The sequence below is a fragment of the Neisseria sp. P0024.S006 genome (assembly GCF_051956595.1).
Classification (GTDB): Bacteria; Pseudomonadota; Gammaproteobacteria; order Burkholderiales; family Neisseriaceae; genus Neisseria.
Map to the genome: position 1 here is coordinate 111,595 of NZ_JBQCXH010000002.1, position 20,568 is coordinate 132,162.

Here is a 20,568-nt window from a genome sequence, read left to right on the forward strand (position 1 = left end):
TGTCCTCAAAGGCCAATATGCCTGTTTATTATGATTGTTTCGACAATTCCACCAATGCAGACGGAACGCGGTTGATGCTGCCGGCACCCATATTCAACACGACATCGCCGTCTTGCAAAACATTCAGCAGCATTTGCGGCAAGTCGGCAACATTTTCGCAGTAAATCGGCTCAAGTTTGCCCAATACGCGGATGGCGCGTGCCAGAGCGCGAGAATCGGCTGCGGCAATCGGCTCTTCCCCTGCGGCATAAACTTCGGTCAACACCAGCGCATCGACGGTATTGAGGACTTTGGTAAAATCTTCGAACAAATCACGCGTGCGGGTATAGCGGTGCGGCTGGAAAGCTAAGACCAAGCGTTTTTCAGGGTATGCGCCGCGTGCGGCGGCCAGAGTTGCCGCCATTTCGACAGGATGGTGTCCATAATCGTCCACCAGCAGCGCGGTTCCGCCGTTTGGCAATTTGATGTCGCCATATTTTTGGAAACGACGGCCAACGCCTTCAAAGCCGAGCAAGCCTTTTTGAATGGCTTCAACCGATGCGCCAACTTCCAACGCAACGCCGATAGCCGCCAACGCATTGAGGACGTTGTGGCGGCCGGGCATATTCAAAACAACTTCAAACGGCTCTTGCTCATGTCCTTTCATTTGAACATGAACGGTAAATTTCATTTGCGCGCCGACGTTTTCAATATCGGTCGCGTAGATATCGGCAGTATCGTCCAAGCCGTAAGTGGCGTAAGGTTTGCTGATTTTCGGCAAAATCGCGCGGACGTGTTCGCTGTCGATACACAAAAAGGCTTTGCCGTAGAACGGCATACGGTGAATAAAATCGACAAACGCCTGATGCAGTTTCTCAACGCTGTGGCCGTAAGTGTCCATATGGTCTTCGTCGATATTGGTTACGACGGACATAATCGGCGTCAGATACAGGAAAGAAGCATCGGATTCGTCGGCTTCGGCAACAATGTATTCGCCTTTACCCAAACGGGCGTTGGTACCCGCGGCATTGAGCTTGCCGCCGATAACAAAAGTCGGGTCGAGTCCTGCCGCGCCGAGAATAGAAGCGGTCAGGCTGGTGGTCGTGGTTTTGCCGTGCGTACCGGCAATGGCGATACCGTCGCGGAAGCGCATCAATTCTGCCAACATCAGTGCACGCGGAATCACGGGAATCTGCTGTTCCAACGCAGCGACGACTTCGGGATTGTCTTTTTTGACGGCGGTAGAGGTAACAACTACGTCGGCGCCATTGACATGTTCGGCAGTATGGCCGGGATAAACTTGGATGCCGAGAGCGCTCAAATGCTCGGTAACGGCATTACGCGCCTGATCCGAACCGGAAACTTTAAAGCCCAAATTGTGTAAGACTTCGGCAATACCGCTCATGCCGACGCCGCCGATTCCGACAAAATGGATGTTGGTGACTCGATTTTTCATCATAATGTTGCGTTCCGGTTGGTTTTTAGTGCGTAAAGGCGTTATTTTAAAGGGCTATCCGCTTCTGCGCTATGCTTTTATTGTAAAGGAATTTTAACAAAAGCAATAAAGGCCGTCTGAAACGCCGTTAATCAACTTTTCAGACGGCCTTGAACAAAGTCTGCCTGCTTATTCGGTACAGGATATGGCAATTTCCGCCACATCGTCCGCACTGTGCGGCAACGCCAGCGTACGGGCATTTTTCGCCCATTTCAGGCATTTTTCGCGATTCAGGCCGCCGAGGATTTCGGCCAGTTTTTCTGCCGTCAGTTGAGTTTGCGGCAGCAGCAAACCGGCTTCGGCCTGCACCATAAAACGCGCATTGGCTGTTTGATGGTCGTCCACCGCGTGCGGATACGGCACCAGCAACGCCCCCAAACCCGCAGCCGTCAGCTCGGCAATCGTCAGTGCGCCGGCACGGCAAATTACCAAATCGGCATCACGGTAGGCGGACACCATATCGGTAATAAATTCCACGCACTCGGCTTGCACACCCAACGTATCGTAATCCGCCTGCAGGTTGCCCAATTTATTGCGGCCGGACTGATGATACATTTGCGGACGGGCCGCTTCAGGCAACAATGCCAAAGCTTGCGGAACGGTTTTATTCAACACATCCGCACCCAAACTGCCGCCCACCACCAAAACTTTCAGACGGCCTTGACGGTTTTCAAAGCGTTCTTCAGGAACAGGCAATGCCGCAATATCGGCACGGACAGGGTTACCCACCAATCCGCCTTCATGTTGAAAGGCTTTGGGGAAAGCATACAGAACACGTTTTGCCCAACGCGACAGTTGGCGGTTGGACAAACCGGCTACGGCGTTTTGCTCGTGAATCACAATCGGCACCCCGGAAATTTTTGCCGCCACGCCGCCGGGGAAAGTAACAAAACCGCCAAAACCGATAACACACTCGACACGGTGTTTCTTAATAATCTGCTGCGCCTCGCGGACGGTTTTGTACAGCGTAAACGGCAACATCAGCTTACGCTTGATGCCGTTGCCACGGATGCCTTTAATCGCCAGCGTTTCCAAGCGTATGCCGTATTGCGGCACGATACGCTCTTCCATCGAATCTTTACTGCCCAGCCAAATCACATGATGGCCGCACTTTTGCAGCGACTCGGCAACCGCCAATGCAGGGAAAATATGACCGCCCGTACCGCCGGCCATCAGCATAAAAGTTTTACCGCTCATGGTTTTACTCCACCGAATAACCGCGCATTTTTTGGCGGTTTTCATAATCAATGCGCAATAACAAAGTAACGCACACCAGCATGATAAAGACAGCCGAACCGCCGTAAGACATAAACGGCAAAGTCAGGCCTTTAGTGGGCAGGATACCGATGTTTACACCGATATTGAAGAAACTTTGAATACCAATCCAAATACCGATACCGTTGGCAATATACGCGCTGAACATCAAGCCCGAATCACGCGCCTGTTTGCCGATGGAAAATGCGCGCCACACCAGCCAGCCGTAGCAGAACACCAAAACCAGCATCCCTAAAAAGCCGAATTCTTCGCCGATGACGGCAAAAATAAAGTCCGTGTGCGCTTCCGGCAGGTAGAAACGTTTTTCCAAACTTGCGCCCAATCCCTCGCCAAACCAGCCGCCGCGCGCAATCGCCATCAAAGAATGCGTCAACTGATAGCCTTTACCCAAAGGATCGCTCCACGGATCCAAAAACGCCGCCACACGCGCCATGCGGTAAGGCGCGGCCAAAATCAGCAAACCCATTCCGCTCACAACGGTCGCCACCAATACGGCAAAGTACTTCCACGGAAAGCCTGCCAAAAACAGCATACCCATGGTAATCACGACAATCACGACAAACGAGCCGAAATCCGGCTGGCCCATAATCAAAACCAAACCGACCGCCACCGACATAATCGGCAAAATCAGGGTTTTAAACTTACGGAAGCGTTCCTTTACCCTTACCCAAGCTTCACTTTTAAAAGGGCTGCACACCAAATCGCCAATACCGGTAAACAAAGACGACCAACCCAAAGAATCCAAATCGCGCAACATTTCTTCACGGCGCGTAAACAGGCTGGACAAATACAAAACCGTTGCCAATTTGAAAAACTCGGTTGGCTGCAAGTTGAGCGGCCCGATATGAATCCAGCGCGTCGCGCCGTTAATCTCACGGCCGACAAACAAAACCAGCAACAACAGCAAACCGGAAACGACAAAATAAAACGGAATAATCCGCCGCCAAAAGCTCATCTTCAACAGGAAAAGCGGCAAGCACATGGCCACCGTAAACAGAATAAACATTGCCTGTTTGGACACAAAAGAAAACTGGCTGCCCCCATCCGACGCCGCATATGCAATAGAGGCCGAATAAATCATTACCAAGCTGAAGGTCGTCATCAAAACGACCATCCACAAGAGAGAAACATCAAACTTCCGACCATCGCGCGCAATCGGCCGGTCAAGCATTTTGGAAAGACTAATCATGAAAACATCCGTAACGGCTTGAATAAAATATTCAGACGGCCTGCAAATGGGCAAGAGGCCGTCTGAAAAAATGAATTAACGTTATTTTAAAGGTTTATTTCCAAACCAACAATTCAGAATCTTTAAAGATGCCGGATTCCGACGTTCTTTGCGCCCTCCCCTACCCTTTGATACCGGCAAAAGGCCGTCTGAAAACGCTTTTATGTTCTCAGACAGCCTTGTATAAATTTTTTCTTCAGAAAAATAGGCTACTTTTTATCCAATACAAACCCTAAGCCAACTGCGGTATTTCCACCCACGGCTGTATCTGTTCCAACTGCGCTGCAAGGCGGAGCAGCGTGTCTTCGCGTCCGTGTGCGGCGGCAAACTGAGTACCGACGGGCAGCCCGTTATGCCGGTAAAGCGGCACGCTCATGGCGGGGTTGCCGCTCATGTTCAGCGGCGACGTATAACCGACGTATTGCAGCGCGGCGGCGGCTTCTTTTTCTAAAAACGGGTTGTTTTTCAACAGAAAACCCAAGCGCAGCGTGCCAAACAGCAGGCGCATGGCTTTTTGTGCGGCGGGCGGCGGCATCATCTCGCCGATTTTCGGCGTGGTGCGCGGGCAGACGGGCGTCATTAACACGTCGTAGCGTGTGAAAAATGCTTTGGCGGCACGTTCCTGCGCCAGCATCACGTCGCGCGCCCATGCCATTTCGCCCGCACTGATTTGCCGCCCCTGCACAATCATTGCCCACGTTGTCGGCTCAAGCAGGCGGTGCGGCAGTTTTTGCCCGGTTTCGTATTGATATTGGTAGAACAGTTTTGCCGTTTCGCCCATGACGATGATGCGGGCGGCTCGGTTTAATTGTTCGGGCGGCGCGAAATCGGGCGTGGCTTCTTCCAATTCGTGTCCCGCATCTTGCATCAGTTTCAAACTATGGGCAAACGCGGCTTCCGTGCCTTCGTCGTTACCGCCGCCAAACCATGCCTGTTCCCAAAAAGCGATTTTCAGACGACCTGTTTCTAGTTTCAGGCTGTCTGCAAAACCGTTTTCGGGCGGCGGCGGGCAGGCATACAGGGCGCGGGCTTGGGTTTGGGCGGCGATGTCCAGCAAAACCGCGCTGTCGCGCACGCTGCGGGTCAACACATGGTCGCATACCAAACCCTGCCACGCCTCCGATGCGTTTGGCGCGTAACTGCTGCGGCCGCGCGTGGGTTTCAGCCCGAACACGCCGCAGTTGTGCGCGGGTAAGCGGATGGAACCGCCGCCGTCGCTACCGTGCGCTGCGGGGACGACGCCTGAAGCCACTGCCGCAGCCGCGCCGCCGCTACTGCCGCCTGCGGTGTAATCTAAATTCCACGGATTGCGCGTGATGCCGTAAATTTCGGTTTCGGTAACGGGATACGCGCCCCATTCGGGCGTGGTGGTTTTGCCGAACACGCGCAGCCCCGCATCGAGATAGGCTTGGGTCAAATCGCTGTTTTGCTTGGCAATGTAATGCTGCATCATGCGCGAACCCGACCATGTCGGCGCGCCTTCCCAATCCGCCAGCAGGTCTTTGAGCAAAAACGGCACGCCCGCCAGCGGCGTATCGGCATTTTCAGACGACCCCTGCCACGCCGCCGCGCGTTCGCGCAAATCGTGCGCCAACAGATTGAGCTTGGGATTGACTTCATCCAAGCGGTTTAAAGCAGCCTGCAACACTTCATCGGCACACACTTCTTTTTTGCGGATCAGCTCTGCCAAACCGACGGCATCGTAACGGATGTAGTCTTGAAAATTCATGGGTTTTCCTTTCGGATTGATGAACACACGTTTTTTCGGTCAGGCATGGCTGCCCGCCGCCTCGCCGTTTGCCTGCATAGGCAATTTTTAAGAAACAGTAACACCGTATAAAGGAAAGAAACAAGCTTATCGTTGCTGCAAAAAGGTCGTCTGAAACTGCCTTGACGTTTGCAGACGACCTTTTTGCCAATAGTGCTCAAGGTTTACGGTAAAACCAACCCTCTTTTCATGTTTCAGACGACCTTACAAAGCCTTAAACGCCTCGATAAAGACTTCCGAACGGTGCGCATAGCCTTTGAACATATCGAAGCTCGCGCAGGCGGGACTGAGCAACACAATATCGCCCGCTTCGGCTTGGGCGTATGCCGTCTGAACCGCTTCTTCCAAAGTGGCGCAGTCGGTCATATTCAGACCGCAGCCGTCCAAATCGCGGCGGATTTGCGGCGCATCGACGCCGATCAGGAACACGCCTTTTGCCTTGCCGGCAAGCGCATCGCGCAATGGCGTGAAGTCCTGCCCTTTACCCATGCCGCCCAAAATTACGAAGAGCGGATTTTGCAAACCAGCAATCGCGGCGGCGGTCGCGCCGACGTTCGTGCCTTTGCTGTCGTCGATGAATACCACGCCGTTTTTCTTGCCGATTTTTTCCACGCGGTGCGGCAGGCCTTGGAAGGTTTTAACGTGTTCGAACAATGCTTCGCGCGGCAAACCGATGGCCTCACACAAAGCCACGGCAGCCATAACATTGGCGGCATTGTGCAAGCCTTGTAGCGGGATGTCTTGCGTAGAAATCAAATCTTCATCGCCTTGTTTCAGTTGGCCTGTCTCGCGTTCCAACCAAAAATCGGCTTCGTGTTCCAACGAAAACCATTTCACCTCGCGCCCGGCGCGCTTCATCGCGCGGCAGAACACATCGTCCGCATTCAAAACCTGCACGCCATCGCCACGGAAAATCTTGTCCTTGGTATGCGCATAGTCGAGCAAGTCGTCGTAGCGGTCGAGATGGTCTTCGGAAATGTTCAGCACCGTCGCCGCAGTCGGGCGCAGGCTTTCGGTGTTTTCCAGTTGGAAGCTGGAAAGCTCCAACACCCACACGTCTGCCTTTTTGCCTTCGCGCTGCAATTCCGCCTCCAAAACCGGCGTACCTATATTGCCCGCGATAACGGTATCCAGCCCGCACTTGATGCAGAGATAGCCGACCAGGCTCGTTACCGTGGTTTTGCCGTTGCTGCCGGTAATCGCAATCACCTTGTCGCCGCGGCGGTTCACAATGTCCGCCAGCAATTCGATGTCGCCCAACACGCGCCCGCCGTTTTGCTTGAACACCTCGATATCAGGCTGCCGCTCGCTGATGCCGGGGCTAAGCGCCAGAATATCGAAACCGTTATCCAACGCATCTTTCAGACGACCCGTGTAAAACACCAGCCCGTCAAACATCTTACCGATTTGCGACACGCGTTCCGGCTTCAACTCCGCATCATAAGCAGCCACCTCCGCGCCGTTTTTGCGCAGATAGGCAATCATGGAAATACCCGTACCGCCAAGTCCGGCGACGAGGATTTTTTTATTTTGAAAAGTCATTTTGGTTTTATCCTAAGCTTTTTCAGACAGCCTTTGAATAAGGATTCAATATCCTGCCTGATTAAATACACGATAAACATCACAACTTTGTTGTAGTCCGTTATTACAAGCCTTACCAAACCACTCGTTGGCAATCTTATAGTTCTTACGAACACCTTCTCCTTTGGCATACATCACACCCAAATTGTATTGAGCTTCTGCAAACCCTTGTTCTGCCGCCTTGCGATACCACTGCTCTGCCTGTACAAGGTCTTGACGGACTCCTTGCCCATTAGCATACGCCACACCCAAATTATATTGGGCATTAGCCAATCCTTGTTCTGCCGCCTTGCGACACCACTGCACTGCCTGTGCATAGTCCTGGCGGACTCCTTGCCCATTGGCATACATATTACCCAAATTAAATTGGGCTTGAGCATACCCTTGTTCTGCCGCCTTGCGATACCACTGCACTGCCTGTGCATAGTCCTGATGGACTCCTTGCCCATTGGCATACATATTACCCAAATTAAATTGGGCATTGGCCAATCCTTGTTCTGCCGCCTTGCGATACCATTTGACCGCTTCAACATAGTCTTTGCGGACACTTTGTCCTTTTTCATACATCACACCCAAATTAAATTGGGCTTGAGCATGCCCTTGTTCTGCCGCCTTGCCAAACCACTGCACTGCCTGTGCATCGTCTTGACGGACTCCTTGCCCGTTGGCATACATCACACCCAAATTAAATTGGGCTTGAGCAATCCCTTGTTCTGCCGCCTTGCCAAACCACTGCACTGCCTGTGTATAGTCCTGACGAACTCCTCGCCCATCGTCGTACATCACACCCAAATTATATTGGGCTTGAGCATACCCTTGTTCTGCCGCCTTCCGATACCACTGCTCTGCCTGTACAGGGTCTTGACGGACTCCTTGCCCCTTGGTATACGCCACACCCAAATTATTTTGAGCTACAGGATCCCCTTGTTCTGCTGCCTTGAGATACCATCGCGCTGCCTCTGCATAATCTTGACGAACTCCTTGCCCTTCGTAATACATCTTACCCAAACTAAATTGGGCTTCTGCAATCCCTTGTTCTGCTGCCTTGCCAAACCACTGCACTGCCTGTGTATAGTCCTGACGAACTCCTTGCCCATTGTGGTACATCACACCCAAATTATATTGGGCATTGGCCAATCCTTGTTCTGCCGCCTTCCGATACCACTGCTCTGCCTGTACAGGGTCTTGACGGACTCCTTGCCCTTTAGCATACATCGTACCCAAATTATTTTGAGCTACAGGATACCCTTGTTCTGCTGCCTTGAGATACCATCGTGCCGCCTCTACATAATCTTGACGAACTCCTTGCCCTTCGTAATACATCTTACCCAAACTAAATTGGGCTTTAGCATTTCCTTGCTCCGCAAATTGAAGCGTTTCCTTAAAATCCGGCACATTATTAGCCCAAACAGCCTGTGCTAAGCCTAAAGACAGCAGGGCTACCATCATTTTTTTTAATAATTTATTCATTCTAAAATCCATTTCTTTCAAATTATTGTTTCTGTTTTATCCTAGGGTTTCAGATGGCCTTTGATTCAAAATTCTGTACCATCCAAGTGACGATACGCCTCGCAGCCTTGCTGCAATCCATTCTGACATGCCTTACCAAACCACTCCTTGGCAATCTTATAGTTCTGACGAACACCTTCTCCGTTGGTATACATCACACCAAAATTATATTGGGCTTCTGCATATCCTTGCTCTGCCGCCTTACGATACCAATGCACTGCCTGTGCATCATCTTGGCGAACTCCTTTCCCTTGGTCATACATTATACCCAAATTGAATTGCGCTTGAGCGACACCTTGTTCTGCAGCCTTGTGATACCACCTCACCGCCTGTACATCATCTTGACGAATTCCTTGCCCATTGGCATACATTACACCCAAATTATATTGGGCTTTAGCATTTCCTTGCTCTGCTGCTTTACGAAGCCACTGCGCTGCCTGTACATAATCTTGACGAACTCCTTGTCCTTGAAGGTACATCACGCCCAAATTAAATTGAGCTTTAGCATCTCCCTGCTCTGCTGCCTTTCTGTACCACTCAATCGCCTCTAAATAATCTTGACGTACACCTTCTCCACTCGCATACATATCGCCTAAATTATATTGTGCATCTACATTCCCTTGTTCCGCAGCTTTACGATACCATCCTATAGCCTGTATGTAATCCTGATGCACTCCTTCCCCGTTAGCATATGCCACACCTAAATTATACTGACCTATGGCATCTCCATGACCAGCCGCTCTACGAAACCATTTCAACGCCTGCTCATAGTCTTTGCTAACACCTTGCCCATTAGCATACAGCATACCCAAATTTAACTGAGCATCTGTATTTTCCTGATTCGCAGCCCTATAAAACCATTCTGCAGCCTGAGCATAGTCTTGACTAACACCTTGCCCATTTTGATACAGCATACCCAAATTATTTTGGGCTCCAGTATCACCCTGTTCGGCAGCCTTACGATACCATTCTGCCGCCTGTACATAATCTTGACCAACACCCTGCCCTAGCTGATACATTACACCCAAGTTAAATTGAGCTTGAGCATTCTCTTGCTCTGCTGCCTTACGAAACCACTGCACTGCTAGCCTGTTGTCTTGACTAATACCCTGTCCATTCGCATACATTGCTCCAATACTTAATTGAGCTTCTGGATCTCCTTGCTCCGCAGCTCTCAACATATTCTTAAAATCCGGAATACTTTCAGCTAAAGCTGCCTGTCCTAACCCAAAGCAAGCCATCACACCCATTATTATTTTTTTCACCGAAACCTTCATTTTAAAATCCATTACATTCAAATTATTATTTCTGTTTTATCCTAGTTTTTCAGACGGCCCTTAGCAAAATTTAATATCCTGCCTAATCCAATTTTTGATAAGCATCACAACTTTGCTTGTCTCCATTAGCACAAGCCTTCTTAAACCATTCTTTAGCAACTATTTTACTTTGACGTACACCTTGCCCTTTTTCATACATCAAACCCAAATTATATTGAGCATCTGCATACCCCTGCTCTGCTGCCTTGAGATACCATTGCACCGCCTGTGCATAGTCCTGACGAACTCCTTGCCCATTGTCGTACATCACACCCAAATTATTTTGAGCTTGGGCATGTCCTTGTTCAGCCGCCTTGTGATACCACTCCACTGCCTTTGCATAGTTTTGGTGCACGCCTTGCCCTTTTTCATACATCATACCCAAATTAATTTGAGCACCTGCATGTCCCTGTTCCGCAGCCTTGCGATACCACTGCACCGCATTTGTATAGTCTTGACGAACTCCTTTTCCATTATCATACATCACACCCAAATTATTTTGCGCATCTGCATGTCCCTGTTCCGCAGCCTTGCGATACCATCTCACCGCCTGAACATAGTCTTGGCTCACACCTTGTCCTTGTGCATAGGACAGGCCTAGATTATATTGGGCTTTTGCAAGCCCTTGCTCTGCCATTTTGCGAAACCATCGCACTGCCTCTGCATAGTCTTGACGAACTCCTTGCCCATTTGCATACATCATACCCAAATTATATTGGGCATCGGCCAATCCTTGTTCTGCCGCCTTGCGATACCACTGCACTGCCTGTGTATAGTCCTGACGAACTCCTCGCCCATTGTCGTACCTCACACCCAAATTATATTGAGCTTGAGCATACCCTTGTTCTGCCGCCTTGCGATACCACCGCACCGCCTGTGCATCGTCTTGATGGACTCCTTGCCCATTGGCATACATCAGACCCAAATTATATTGGGCAGCTGCAAATCCTTGTTCTGCAGCTTGAAACGTTTCCTTAAAATCCGGCACATTATCAGCCCAAACCGCCTGCGCCAAACCCAAAGATAACAGGGCTACCATCATTTCTTTTAATAATTTATTCATTTTAAAATCCATTTCTTTCAGATTATTGTTTCTGTTTTATCCTAGTTTTTCAGACGGCCTTAACTAGTGAATTCCTTAAAAAAGCTATTCACACCGTAGCTACTCAAAATCTGCTGCAATTCCGGTGCACGTACCCATGGGTCAACCGCCATCGGCGGCATAGGCGGTTCGATACCGTCTTCGTTTTGGTTACGGCACCAATCTGCCATGGCAAAAACTTGGATTAACACCGGTTCGGCAAGTGCTTTGTCGATGTCCAGTTCGCTCATGGCTTGGGCAAAACAAGCCATCCATTCGTTGCGGACTTGTACGTTGACGGCAAAAGGCATATGGCGGGCACGCAGTTGGGGATGGCCGTATTTTTCAACAAAGAGTTGCGGTCCGCCAAGCCAGCCGCTGAAAAATTCGTAGAGCTTTTCGCGTATCAGGGTCATGTCTTCGCCGTGCATTTGGCGCAAGGCTTGGTATTTCGGCTCAAGTTCCATTAAGTCGTAGAAACGGTCGGTCAGGGTGCGGATGCCGGTTGCGCCGCCGAAAGATTGGTACATGTTTGGGGACTTTCTGTGTGGATTATTGCGGGATTTATTTTTGAAATAGAGGATTCAGACAAGCATGCTTATCCTACATAATGGCCGTCTGAAACTTTCAGACGGCCTTTGGAGATTTAGCGGATTTTGAGGGTACTCAAACCGATCAGCACTAAGACGATGGTGATAATCCAAAAACGGACGACGACTTGGGTTTCTTTCCAGCCTTTTTGTTCGTAATGGTGATGAATCGGCGCCATCAGGAAAATGCGTTTTTTGGTGCGTTTGTACCAACCAACCTGCAACATAACGGAAATGGCTTCAACGACAAACAGGCCGCCCATGATGACGAGGACAAATTCTTGGCGGATGATGACGGCAACGGTACCGAGCGCCGCACCGAGCGCGAGTGCACCGACGTCGCCCATAAAGACTTGTGCCGGATAAGCGTTAAACCACAAAAAGCCGAGACACGCGCCACACATGGCGGTACAGAAAATCACCACTTCGTTTGCGCCGGCAACGTAAGGCAATTGCAGGTATTGGGCAAATTGTGAGTGGCCGCTGGCATAAGCAAAAATGGCAAGGCCGGCTGCGACAAGTACAACGGGGAATGCGGCCAAGCCGTCCAAACCGTCGGTCAGGTTAACGGCATTGGATGTGCCGACGATGGTCAGGTAGGACAATACCAAGAAGCCGACTACGCCAAGCGGCAAGGCAACTTGTTTGAAGAAGGGAACAATCAGGATATTGTTGGCGGAATTTGTCGCAAGGTAGAACAACGCCAAGCCGGCAATGATGGCGACGCTCGACTGCCACACCATTTTGAATTTGGCGGAAACACCGTTGGGGTCTTTATAGACGACTTTGCGCCAGTCGTCGTAAAAACCGAGTGCGCCCGTGGCAAGCAATACGCCCAAGAGAATCCAAATATACGGGTTTGCCCAGTTGCCCCACAAGATTGTGGATACGGTAATGGCGGTCAAAATCAACGAGCCGCCCATGGTTGGCGTACCGTTTTTGACGAGGTGGGTTTGCGGGCCGTCGGTGCGCACTGCCTGGCCGACTTTAAGCGCAGTCAGTTTGCGGATGGTCCACGGACCAAGCAATAGGGAAAACGCCAAAGCAGTCAAAGCCGCCATGACGGCGCGGAATGTGGTGTATTGAAAAATATTCAGACCGGTTAACCAGTTACTGAAATGTGCGAGCCATAAAAACATGGAACTTCCTTTTTTGTTTTTGTTGTTACATCGGGCTTATGCCCAATTAAAAATCAATCGGTATGCCGTCTGAAATTGCAGACGGCCTTATTGAGTAAGATTATTTCTCTACCACGCAAATCGGATAGTTTCCGGGATTCTTTCCGCCTCCCAAGTCCAAGCAGGTATCTTCATAGATAAATGCCTGTACTTTCATTCCGGCATAAAACGCGGCAAACAGCAAACCAGCCAATAGAAAAATCTTTTTCATATTTCAGACGGCCTTTTACGCGGTTGTTGCTACCAATGCCTCAACCACTTCTTCCATTTTCATAAAGCGCGAGCCTTTGACCAATACAGTAGCGCGTTCAGGCAAGTCGTGGCTCAACACTTGAATCAGCGGATCTTTGTCAGCAAACCACAAACCTTCCGCGCCAAACGTTTCCGCTGCTTCAACGCTGTTGTCGCCGACAAAATACGCGGCCTCGATGCCTTTATCCCGCGCATACGCGCCAACTTCGGCGTGCATGGCGACGGCTTCATCCTCACCCAATTCACCCATATCACCCATCACAAAAATACGCGGCGCAGGCATAGCGGCGAGCACGTCAATGGCGGCTTTCATGCTGTCAGGGTTGGCATTATAAGTATCGTCAATCAAAGTTGCATCTTTAATGCCTTGCTTGATATTCAGACGACCTTTGATGTTGCTGAAATTTTTCAGGCCGTCTGAAACTTCGGCAAGGCTCAAACCTGCCGCCAAAGCCAGAGCCGCCGCCGCTACGGCATTATGTACATTGTGGCGGCCTGGAACCGGCAAGACCACGGCAACACGTTCATTACCTCGCACCAAATCAAACGCACAAGACAACGGTTTCAATTCAATATTTTCTGCATGGACATCGCCACTGGCAACGCCGAAAGTCTGAGCGTTTAATTGCGCAGTAGCCGCCTCAAATGTAGCGATATTGGCATCTTCGCACGGAATCAGCGCAATGCCGTCTGAAAGCAAACCTTCGTAGATTTCACTTTTGGCTTTGGCAATATCGCCGACACCATCAAAACCGCAACCGACATGCGCGCGCAAGGCGTTATTGACCAGAGCAACATTCGGACCGGCGATTCGGGTCAGCAAAGACAATTCGCCAAAATGGTTCATACCCATTTCAATGACGGCATAGAGGTGTTTTTCATTCAGTTTCAACAAAGTCAGCGGCAGGCCGATATGATTGTTGAAATTGCCGGCAGTCGCCAACACAGCTTCATCACCGAATCGATGACGCAATACGCCGGCCAACATCTCTTTAACCGTCGTTTTACCGGAAGAGCCGGTAATGCCAAAGACAAACGGATTCACATTTTCACGCCACGCCTTCGCCAGTTTTTGCAAAGCCGCAAGCGTATCGTCAACCTTCAACGCGCCTTTCAAAGCCGCACAATCTTCGCGCGAAACCACAACTGCCGTTGCCCCCGTTGCCAACACATCTTCAACAAAGTCATGCGCGTCAAAGCGTTCGCCGGCAAGCGCGAAAAATACATCGCCTTCCTGAATATCACGGCTGTCTGTAACAATACGCGAAACGGGTTGATTTTCAGACGGCATCGGAAGGCCAAGGGTTTGGCAGATGAAATTTAGGTCTAGTGGTTTCATGGTTGTATTACATATTCAAAATATTGCTGATTAAAATTTATAGCTTGCCTGTCAGAGGCTTATTAGGTATCATTAAGCCCGACGTGACCGCTGCCTCTGCACTTTTTGTGTACGCGGCGGTTTTTATTTTCTCCACAAATCCCATTCTCGGTAATTTTCAAACCAGCCAAATCTCGTCAAGCTTACCTTGCTGCTCTTCACATCCGCAGGAAATTCTTGCAAAACGGCATCAAATCTATCTGCCCATTGAGAATTAGGGCAAAGAACCCTCAGCATTTCCTGCATGATGCAAAAATAGAAAAACGGACGTTTGGCATCCAATTGCCTCCAGTAACTGTCCTTTTGTATCGGTGGGGCAGACCGTTCTATGTTCGCATTCCACAATCTGTCGTGATGGGCAGATATATTGCGTATTTCGTTCAATCCGTTAAGCCATCCCAAAAAGACATCTCCATTTACTGCTCCGTACTTTTGGGCAATCAGGTTTTTATCTGGATATTTCATACCTGAAAAAAGCCATGACATTGTACCGAAATCCCACAAACATCCCGCAGCCCAGATTGGCAGGCATCCGTATTTCTGTATATTGTGATGATACAAAGACAAGTTTCTCTTTTTGGCTCTTGCTTCCAATTCGTCAAACCGCTCCGACCAGGCTTGATATTCGGTTTTACCTGTCTTTTGGTTAATCTTCTTCGTAAAATTGCCATGCAAACAGGCAGGTTTTCTATGGGCCATAGGATCAGCCTCACCCAAACAATGGACAATATCGACCCTTACCGCTGTTTCTATTCTTTCCAAAGCATCCAAAGCCGACAACCTCAGCTTTTTATCAAACAGATAAAGCGACAATACACTCTCGAAATTGCTCCCCTCCATAAAACGATCCGATAAAATTTTGTGCGTATCATCCCATTGTCGGAAAGCATGGAAATAACCGCTCAATCGGTAATAGCCGATGCGGCGGAGATATTTTTCAGCCCGAACCGAATCATTCACTTTCATTCCCCTGCTTTGCAGCAGTCTGACTTGATCGGGGAAATCAAGCCATGGCTTCAATGGCTGGAAACTTTGTCCATTCATTTCACAACAATCCAATTCAACATTCAAATGATTTTTTCACACTCAGCTACCGATTTTTCCGTACTCCTGATAATCGGAGAAACACAATACGATGGTTTTACCGTTTTTACGGTAAGGGTGGCAGAGGCTGTAATTGCCGTCTTTTACCTCATAACGTATTTCATTTGTTTGTCCGGCAAATATTCTTTGCAAGTATTCACGCTCGCTCAAATGCGGAGCATAAAGATATTGCGTTTTGCTGATTGTTTCTTTATTGCCATTCCGAGTAACGACAAAACCATTATCATCGCCTACTCCCTGAGCATTGGGTGCCTGCTCATCAATCCCACTTAACTGGGAATCGGCTGAGAAAGCCAAATAAACCTGTTTATTACCTATCGTATCCGGCACAATCACCGTAGCGGCTTTAAAGGCAGAATCTTCCTTCGACATCAGCTCAAGGATTAACGCCGCTTTTTTGATGTACGCCAAGTCAAAACGATAATCTGCCAACGCGTTGATTTGCGATGGGTTATCCTTAACGATACGCTCTAGCGATTGAGTCAAAATCTGACGTTTTTTCTGGACAGTCAGATAATTTCCGCCAAATAGCAAAGCGGCCAAAACGGGAAATACGGCCAACAACAAATATAAGGTTTTCCGACCGCCTTTGCTTTCTTCCTCTTGTCCTCGCTCGGCAATACGGGTCAAATTCAGCATGATATTCAATATCAAGGCACCCGCCATCACGGCAAAAATCCCCAAAATACTCATCAGGAAAATTTCCGTAATGTATTCGCGGAATACCTTAAGCCCGAAAACATTGGATAGAATCAGAACAAATACCCAGTACACCAGCAGCACGACTGCCACCATGCCGACGATATTCGTTGCCTTAACCAATTTCTTTGCGTTCATACTCTCAAATCTTGTTCAGACGGCCTATCTGCTCTGATTAATCAGCGGATACGGATTCACCGCACCGCTCGGCAGATACACGCCGTAATGCAGGTGGGCCGGTGTAGTCCTGGCATTGCCGGTTTTACCGACATAGCCGATGACCTGCCCTTCTTTTACTCGCTCATACAGGCGGATACGGGCAAATTTATTCAGGTGGGCATAGTAATGCCACGCACCCGGCCCTTGGATACCGATAACTTTACCGCCCAATCGGTTGCGCCCGATTTTGGTGACGATACCGGGCGTGGTACTGCGTATCGGCGTATTTTTCTTGGCAAAAATATCCACACCTTCATGCCTGCGCCCCTGACTGCGCGCCGCGCCCCAAGTGTCGTCAAACCGTTTGCCTTTAACGGGATTAGGCAGGCTTTGCTCGGCCGGAGGCTGTTGCGCCCTCAATTGTTCGATTTCGGCACTGGGGCGCGGAAGTTGTTTGGTGGCACAGCCTGCGAATAAAACTACGGCTGCACTGATTAATAAGGTTTTTGTCGGCATTTTCAGCATCAAATCGGTCTCCTTGTTGTTCAGACGGCCTTGTTAAAAAGTCTTCTGGAACAAACAACTGTGATGGGTTTAATGGCTGACGTGCCGTAATGCGTGTGTCGTTTTGCTTTTGTTTTGTATGGTTAAATCTTTTTCAGACGGCCTTAAGGTTTCGGGCCGTCTGAACATTTGTGATATGGTCTATCCGCGCTCTGCCAATGCTTTTTCTGCGATTTCAAAATCGGAGAAATGGTGTTTCACGCCTTGTACATCCTGATAGTTTTCATGCCCTTTACCGGCAATCAGAATGATGTCGTTCGCGGCAGCCTGCTCAACCGCATAACGGATGGCAACGGCACGATCAACTTCGACGCGTTCAGGGTTAGGGACGGCAGGCAAAATATCGTTGATGATGTCTTGTGGATTTTCCAAGCGTGGGTTGTCGCTGGTTACGACAACTCTATCTGCGCCCTGCACGGCTGCTGCGCCCATCAATGGGCGTTTGCCACGGTCTCGGTTGCCGCCACAACCGAATACGCACCACAAAGCCGCACCCTGCGGTTTGATTTCCTGCAAGGTGGAGAGTGCTTTTTCCAATGCGTCAGGTGTGTGGGCGTAATCGACGACGACTAGGGGCTTGCCGCTGTTCATGATGCAGTCCATGCGGCCTGAGGCGGGACGGATTTTTGCCAGCACATCCAATACTTTATCAAGCGGATAACCGTTGGCACACAGCAAGGCGATGCAGGCGGCGAGGTTTTGCGCGTTGAACCGTCCGAGCAGACGGGTGCGGCATTTTCCTTCGCCCCATGGGGTTTGGAATACGGCTTCCATGCCGTCTGAAGAAGCGGTGAAATCGGTAATGCGGATATCGGCGTGTTCACTGAAACCATAGCCGTAAACGGCTAAATCGGGACAGTCTTTTTTCAGACGGCCTGCAAGTTCTGCGCCGTATTCATCATCGACATTGATGATGGCGTGTTGCAGACCATGCCAGTAAAACAGACGCGACTTGATGGCGCCGTAGGCCTCCATCGTGCCGTGGTAATCGAGGTGGTCGCGGGTGAGGTTGGTGAAGATTGCACTGCGGAATGGCACGCCGTTGACACGCGATTGGTCAAGGCCGTGGCTGGAGACTTCCATCGCGGCGGCTGTTGCGCCTTGTTGACGGAAGCGGTAGAGCAGGGTTTGGACATCGACGGGGGCGGGGGTGGTATGTGTGGTCTCTTCCAATGCGCCCCAAAAACCGTTGCCGACCGTACCGATAATGGTGGTTTTTTCGCCCAATAGATCGGCAGCTTGCGCCAGCCATTGTGTGATAGAGGTTTTGCCGTTGGTACCGGTTACACCCCAGACTTTGAGGCCGTCTGAAACGTTGCCGTAAACTTGTGCCGCCAACATACCGGCGCGATGTTTCAGATCTTTGATGCCTTGATTGGGCACTTTCCATTCGGGATTCCATGTGAACTTGCCGTCGTCGTCCCAAAAAACAAAAGCCGCGCCGTTGGCAATGGCAGCGGGGATATAACTGCGGCCGTCTGAATATTCGCCCTGACAGGCAACGAAAATGTCACCTTGCTTAATTTGTCGGCTGTCTGAATGCAACAAACGCCCTGCTGCGTTTTCACACAGCAGAGGCGGAAAGTTGGTTTCAGCCAAGGGGGTTAACTTGCTGAACATAAACAATATCTCTTTGATTGTTTGGATTATGACGGTACTTTGACAGTAGCGGCATTACTTAAAGGCTTGGTTGGAGAAACGCCCAAGATGTTCAAGCTTCCGCTCATGATTTCTTTGAATACAGGACCGGCAACCACGCCGCCGTAATAGCCGTTTGCAGTCGGCTCGTCGATGGTAACGGCCACAATCACGCGTGGATTCTTAGCCGGAGCAAAACCGATGAACGTACCGACGTGTTTGTTATCCACATAGCGGCCATTGACCAGTTTGCGCGCCGTACCGGTTTTCGCACCTACGTCGAAACCATCCACCGCACCTGCAGTACCGGTACCGCCGGCTTCAGTAACGGAAACCATCAACTCGCGCACTTTTTTTGCGGTAGAAGCTTTGATGACGCGCTTGCCTTTAGGGGCAACCGCTTGTTTCTCAAAGCTGACCGGCAACAATTCGCCGTCATGGGTCAAGACAGTATAGGCACGCGCCAATTGCAACAGGCTCAATTGCAGGCCATAACCGAAAGACATGGTTGCCTGTTCGATTTTTTGCCATCTGCGCCAGCTTCTCAACAAACCTGCCGTTTCACCCGGGAAGCCTGAATGCATACGCACGCCCACACCCAAATCATGATAAAAATCGTACATTTCTTTAGGCGTAAACATGGCAGAAAGCTTACTGGTGCCGACGTTGGAAGATTTTTGCATGATGCCGCGTACATCCAAAGTAGGATAAACGTGGGTGTCTTGTACGGTGGCCGGGCCAATTTTGTAAGGCAGGGTATTGAATGTATCGGTCGTATCCACTTTGCCGGAATCCAGCGCTTTGGCAATGGTAAACGGCTTCATGGCAGAACCGGGTTCGATCATATCGGTTACGGCGCGGTTGCGGCGCTGTTCGCTATTGGCTTGACCCGGTTGATTCGGATCGTAAGCCGGGCTGTTGACCAAAGCCAAAATTTCGCCGGTTTGCGCATCCAATACCACAACCGTACCCGCTTTGGCCTTGTGATAAGCCACAGCTTTGTTCAACTCCTCATAAGCCAGCGTCTGAATGCGCTGATCCAAAGACAAAATCATGTCTTGGCCGTTTTTAGGCACGCTGTTGCGCGGAGAGTCGAGGCTGTCTACGATGTTGCCTTTATTGTCGCGCAATACGACTTTCGCACCATCTTCGCCGCGCAGGCTGTCTTCGCGGGAAAGCTCCAAGCCTTCCTGACCTTTGCCGTCGATATTGGTAAAACCGATAACGTGCGCAAACAGATTGCCCATCGGGTAATGGCGTTTCAATTCTTTTTGGAATGCGATGCCTTTAATGCCCAATGCCTTGATTTCTTCAGCTTTTTCGTAGCTGAGTTGACGCTTCAGATAGATAAAGCCTTTGTCTTTTTTAGACAATTTATTTTTTAACACTTCAACAGGCACATCGGCAATGGCCGACAGTTTCTCCAACTGCTCGTCAGTCGGCATTTCCTCCATACCGGAAGGCATGGCATACAATGATTCGGTAGGCGCGCTCAACGCCAATGTAGCACCATTACGGTCGGTAATCATACCGCGTGATGCAGGCAGCGGAAGCGTGCGCACAAAACGTTGGTCGCCCTGATTTTTCAAAAACTCATGCTGACTGGTTTGCAGATAAACCCCGCGCACCAACAGACCGGTAAATGCCAGCGCAACGGCACCCAGCACCAAACCGATACGTCCGTTACTTGTCAACGGTTTTTTTGTTTTTGTGGTTCCAGACAGCATTTGAGGTTTATATTCGTTCTTAATTAACATGTTGGACTTCTCATGAC

The 20,568-nt window shown here is 50.0% G+C and carries 17 protein-coding genes; all 17 read right to left on the reverse strand.

Annotated elements, in window-relative coordinates:
* Positions 1–28: 28 nt before the first annotated feature.
* Positions 29–1,438: a UDP-N-acetylmuramate--L-alanine ligase gene (gene murC / locus ACTHUF_RS04250; RefSeq protein ID WP_036493406.1), complete on the reverse strand. Its 1,410-nt coding sequence runs from the start codon at positions 1,436–1,438 to the stop codon at positions 29–31.
* 165 nt (positions 1,439–1,603) lie between these two features.
* Positions 1,604–2,671, reverse strand: coding sequence for an undecaprenyldiphospho-muramoylpentapeptide beta-N-acetylglucosaminyltransferase (gene murG, locus ACTHUF_RS04255; RefSeq protein ID WP_293203814.1), 1,068 nt, complete (start codon positions 2,669–2,671; stop codon positions 1,604–1,606).
* A gap of 4 nt (positions 2,672–2,675) precedes the next feature.
* Positions 2,676–3,938, reverse strand: a complete 1,263-nt coding sequence (locus tag ACTHUF_RS04260) for an FtsW/RodA/SpoVE family cell cycle protein (RefSeq protein WP_003748295.1) — start codon at positions 3,936–3,938, stop codon at positions 2,676–2,678.
* A gap of 271 nt (positions 3,939–4,209) precedes the next feature.
* Positions 4,210–5,706: an amidase gene (locus ACTHUF_RS04265; protein WP_440407212.1), complete on the reverse strand. Its 1,497-nt coding sequence runs from the start codon at positions 5,704–5,706 to the stop codon at positions 4,210–4,212.
* Positions 5,707–5,949: 243 nt separating this feature from the next.
* Complete coding sequence (gene murD, locus ACTHUF_RS04270) at positions 5,950–7,287, reverse strand: UDP-N-acetylmuramoyl-L-alanine--D-glutamate ligase (protein WP_440407214.1); 1,338 nt, start codon at positions 7,285–7,287, stop codon at positions 5,950–5,952.
* 45 nt (positions 7,288–7,332) lie between these two features.
* Entirely contained in the window at positions 7,333–8,796 is a 1,464-nt protein-coding gene (locus ACTHUF_RS04275; protein ID WP_440407216.1) for an SEL1-like repeat protein, read from the reverse strand.
* A gap of 65 nt (positions 8,797–8,861) precedes the next feature.
* Positions 8,862–10,124, reverse strand: a complete 1,263-nt coding sequence (locus ACTHUF_RS04280) for a tetratricopeptide repeat protein (protein ID WP_440407218.1) — start codon at positions 10,122–10,124, stop codon at positions 8,862–8,864.
* A 70-nt stretch (positions 10,125–10,194) separates the two neighbouring features.
* The gene (locus ACTHUF_RS04285) at positions 10,195–11,193 is read right to left on the reverse strand and encodes an SEL1-like repeat protein (RefSeq protein WP_440407220.1); all 999 of its coding nucleotides are present in this window, start codon (positions 11,191–11,193) and stop codon (positions 10,195–10,197) included.
* 80 nt (positions 11,194–11,273) lie between these two features.
* Entirely contained in the window at positions 11,274–11,762 is a 489-nt protein-coding gene (locus ACTHUF_RS04290; protein WP_440407222.1) for a group II truncated hemoglobin, read from the reverse strand.
* Positions 11,763–11,878: 116 nt separating this feature from the next.
* A complete protein-coding gene (gene mraY, locus ACTHUF_RS04295; protein WP_036493428.1) occupies positions 11,879–12,961 on the reverse strand; it encodes a phospho-N-acetylmuramoyl-pentapeptide-transferase in 1,083 nt (360 codons plus the stop codon).
* A gap of 100 nt (positions 12,962–13,061) precedes the next feature.
* Complete coding sequence (locus ACTHUF_RS04300) at positions 13,062–13,211, reverse strand: hypothetical protein (RefSeq protein ID WP_049322572.1); 150 nt, start codon at positions 13,209–13,211, stop codon at positions 13,062–13,064.
* 15 nt (positions 13,212–13,226) lie between these two features.
* Positions 13,227–14,591, reverse strand: a complete 1,365-nt coding sequence (locus tag ACTHUF_RS04305; RefSeq protein ID WP_070850830.1) for a UDP-N-acetylmuramoyl-tripeptide--D-alanyl-D-alanine ligase — start codon at positions 14,589–14,591, stop codon at positions 13,227–13,229.
* A gap of 123 nt (positions 14,592–14,714) precedes the next feature.
* Entirely contained in the window at positions 14,715–15,674 is a 960-nt protein-coding gene (locus ACTHUF_RS04310; RefSeq protein WP_070850831.1) for an Abi family protein, read from the reverse strand.
* Between the two features lie 42 nt (positions 15,675–15,716).
* Positions 15,717–16,571 (reverse strand): peptidase, encoded by an 855-nt coding sequence (locus tag ACTHUF_RS04315; RefSeq protein ID WP_070850832.1) that lies wholly within the window; start codon positions 16,569–16,571, stop codon positions 15,717–15,719.
* Between the two features lie 24 nt (positions 16,572–16,595).
* On the reverse strand, positions 16,596–17,117 hold the full coding sequence (locus tag ACTHUF_RS04320; protein WP_070850833.1) for a M23 family metallopeptidase: 522 nt from the start codon (positions 17,115–17,117) through the stop codon (positions 16,596–16,598).
* 180 nt (positions 17,118–17,297) lie between these two features.
* The gene (locus ACTHUF_RS04325) at positions 17,298–18,776 is read right to left on the reverse strand and encodes a UDP-N-acetylmuramoyl-L-alanyl-D-glutamate--2,6-diaminopimelate ligase (protein WP_440407225.1); all 1,479 of its coding nucleotides are present in this window, start codon (positions 18,774–18,776) and stop codon (positions 17,298–17,300) included.
* A gap of 26 nt (positions 18,777–18,802) precedes the next feature.
* Positions 18,803–20,551: a peptidoglycan D,D-transpeptidase FtsI family protein gene (locus ACTHUF_RS04330; protein ID WP_440407227.1), complete on the reverse strand. Its 1,749-nt coding sequence runs from the start codon at positions 20,549–20,551 to the stop codon at positions 18,803–18,805.
* Positions 20,552–20,568: the final 17 nt, after the last annotated feature.

Excerpts from the sequence above, each read along its gene's own strand:
- murC (WP_036493406.1), bottom strand. The coding sequence starts at position 1,438 with ATGATGAAAAATCGAGTCACCAACATCCATTTTGTCGGAATCGGCGGC.
- murG (WP_293203814.1), bottom strand. The coding sequence starts at position 2,671 with ATGAGCGGTAAAACTTTTATGCTGATGGCCGGCGGTACGGGCGGTCAT.
- ACTHUF_RS04260 (WP_003748295.1), bottom strand. The coding sequence starts at position 3,938 with ATGATTAGTCTTTCCAAAATGCTTGACCGGCCGATTGCGCGCGATGGT.
- ACTHUF_RS04265 (WP_440407212.1), bottom strand. The coding sequence starts at position 5,706 with ATGAATTTTCAAGACTACATCCGTTACGATGCCGTCGGTTTGGCAGAG.
- murD (WP_440407214.1), bottom strand. The coding sequence starts at position 7,287 with ATGACTTTTCAAAATAAAAAAATCCTCGTCGCCGGACTTGGCGGTACG.
- ACTHUF_RS04275 (WP_440407216.1), bottom strand. The coding sequence starts at position 8,796 with ATGAATAAATTATTAAAAAAAATGATGGTAGCCCTGCTGTCTTTAGGC.
- ACTHUF_RS04280 (WP_440407218.1), bottom strand. The coding sequence starts at position 10,124 with ATGGATTTTAAAATGAAGGTTTCGGTGAAAAAAATAATAATGGGTGTG.
- ACTHUF_RS04285 (WP_440407220.1), bottom strand. The coding sequence starts at position 11,193 with ATGATGGTAGCCCTGTTATCTTTGGGTTTGGCGCAGGCGGTTTGGGCT.
- ACTHUF_RS04290 (WP_440407222.1), bottom strand. The coding sequence starts at position 11,762 with ATGTACCAATCTTTCGGCGGCGCAACCGGCATCCGCACCCTGACCGAC.
- mraY (WP_036493428.1), bottom strand. The coding sequence starts at position 12,961 with ATGTTTTTATGGCTCGCACATTTCAGTAACTGGTTAACCGGTCTGAAT.
- ACTHUF_RS04300 (WP_049322572.1), bottom strand. The coding sequence starts at position 13,211 with ATGAAAAAGATTTTTCTATTGGCTGGTTTGCTGTTTGCCGCGTTTTAT.
- ACTHUF_RS04305 (WP_070850830.1), bottom strand. The coding sequence starts at position 14,591 with ATGAAACCACTAGACCTAAATTTCATCTGCCAAACCCTTGGCCTTCCG.
- ACTHUF_RS04310 (WP_070850831.1), bottom strand. The coding sequence starts at position 15,674 with ATGAATGGACAAAGTTTCCAGCCATTGAAGCCATGGCTTGATTTCCCC.
- ACTHUF_RS04315 (WP_070850832.1), bottom strand. The coding sequence starts at position 16,571 with ATGAACGCAAAGAAATTGGTTAAGGCAACGAATATCGTCGGCATGGTG.
- ACTHUF_RS04320 (WP_070850833.1), bottom strand. The coding sequence starts at position 17,117 with ATGCTGAAAATGCCGACAAAAACCTTATTAATCAGTGCAGCCGTAGTT.
- ACTHUF_RS04325 (WP_440407225.1), bottom strand. The coding sequence starts at position 18,776 with ATGTTCAGCAAGTTAACCCCCTTGGCTGAAACCAACTTTCCGCCTCTG.
- ACTHUF_RS04330 (WP_440407227.1), bottom strand. The coding sequence starts at position 20,551 with ATGTTAATTAAGAACGAATATAAACCTCAAATGCTGTCTGGAACCACA.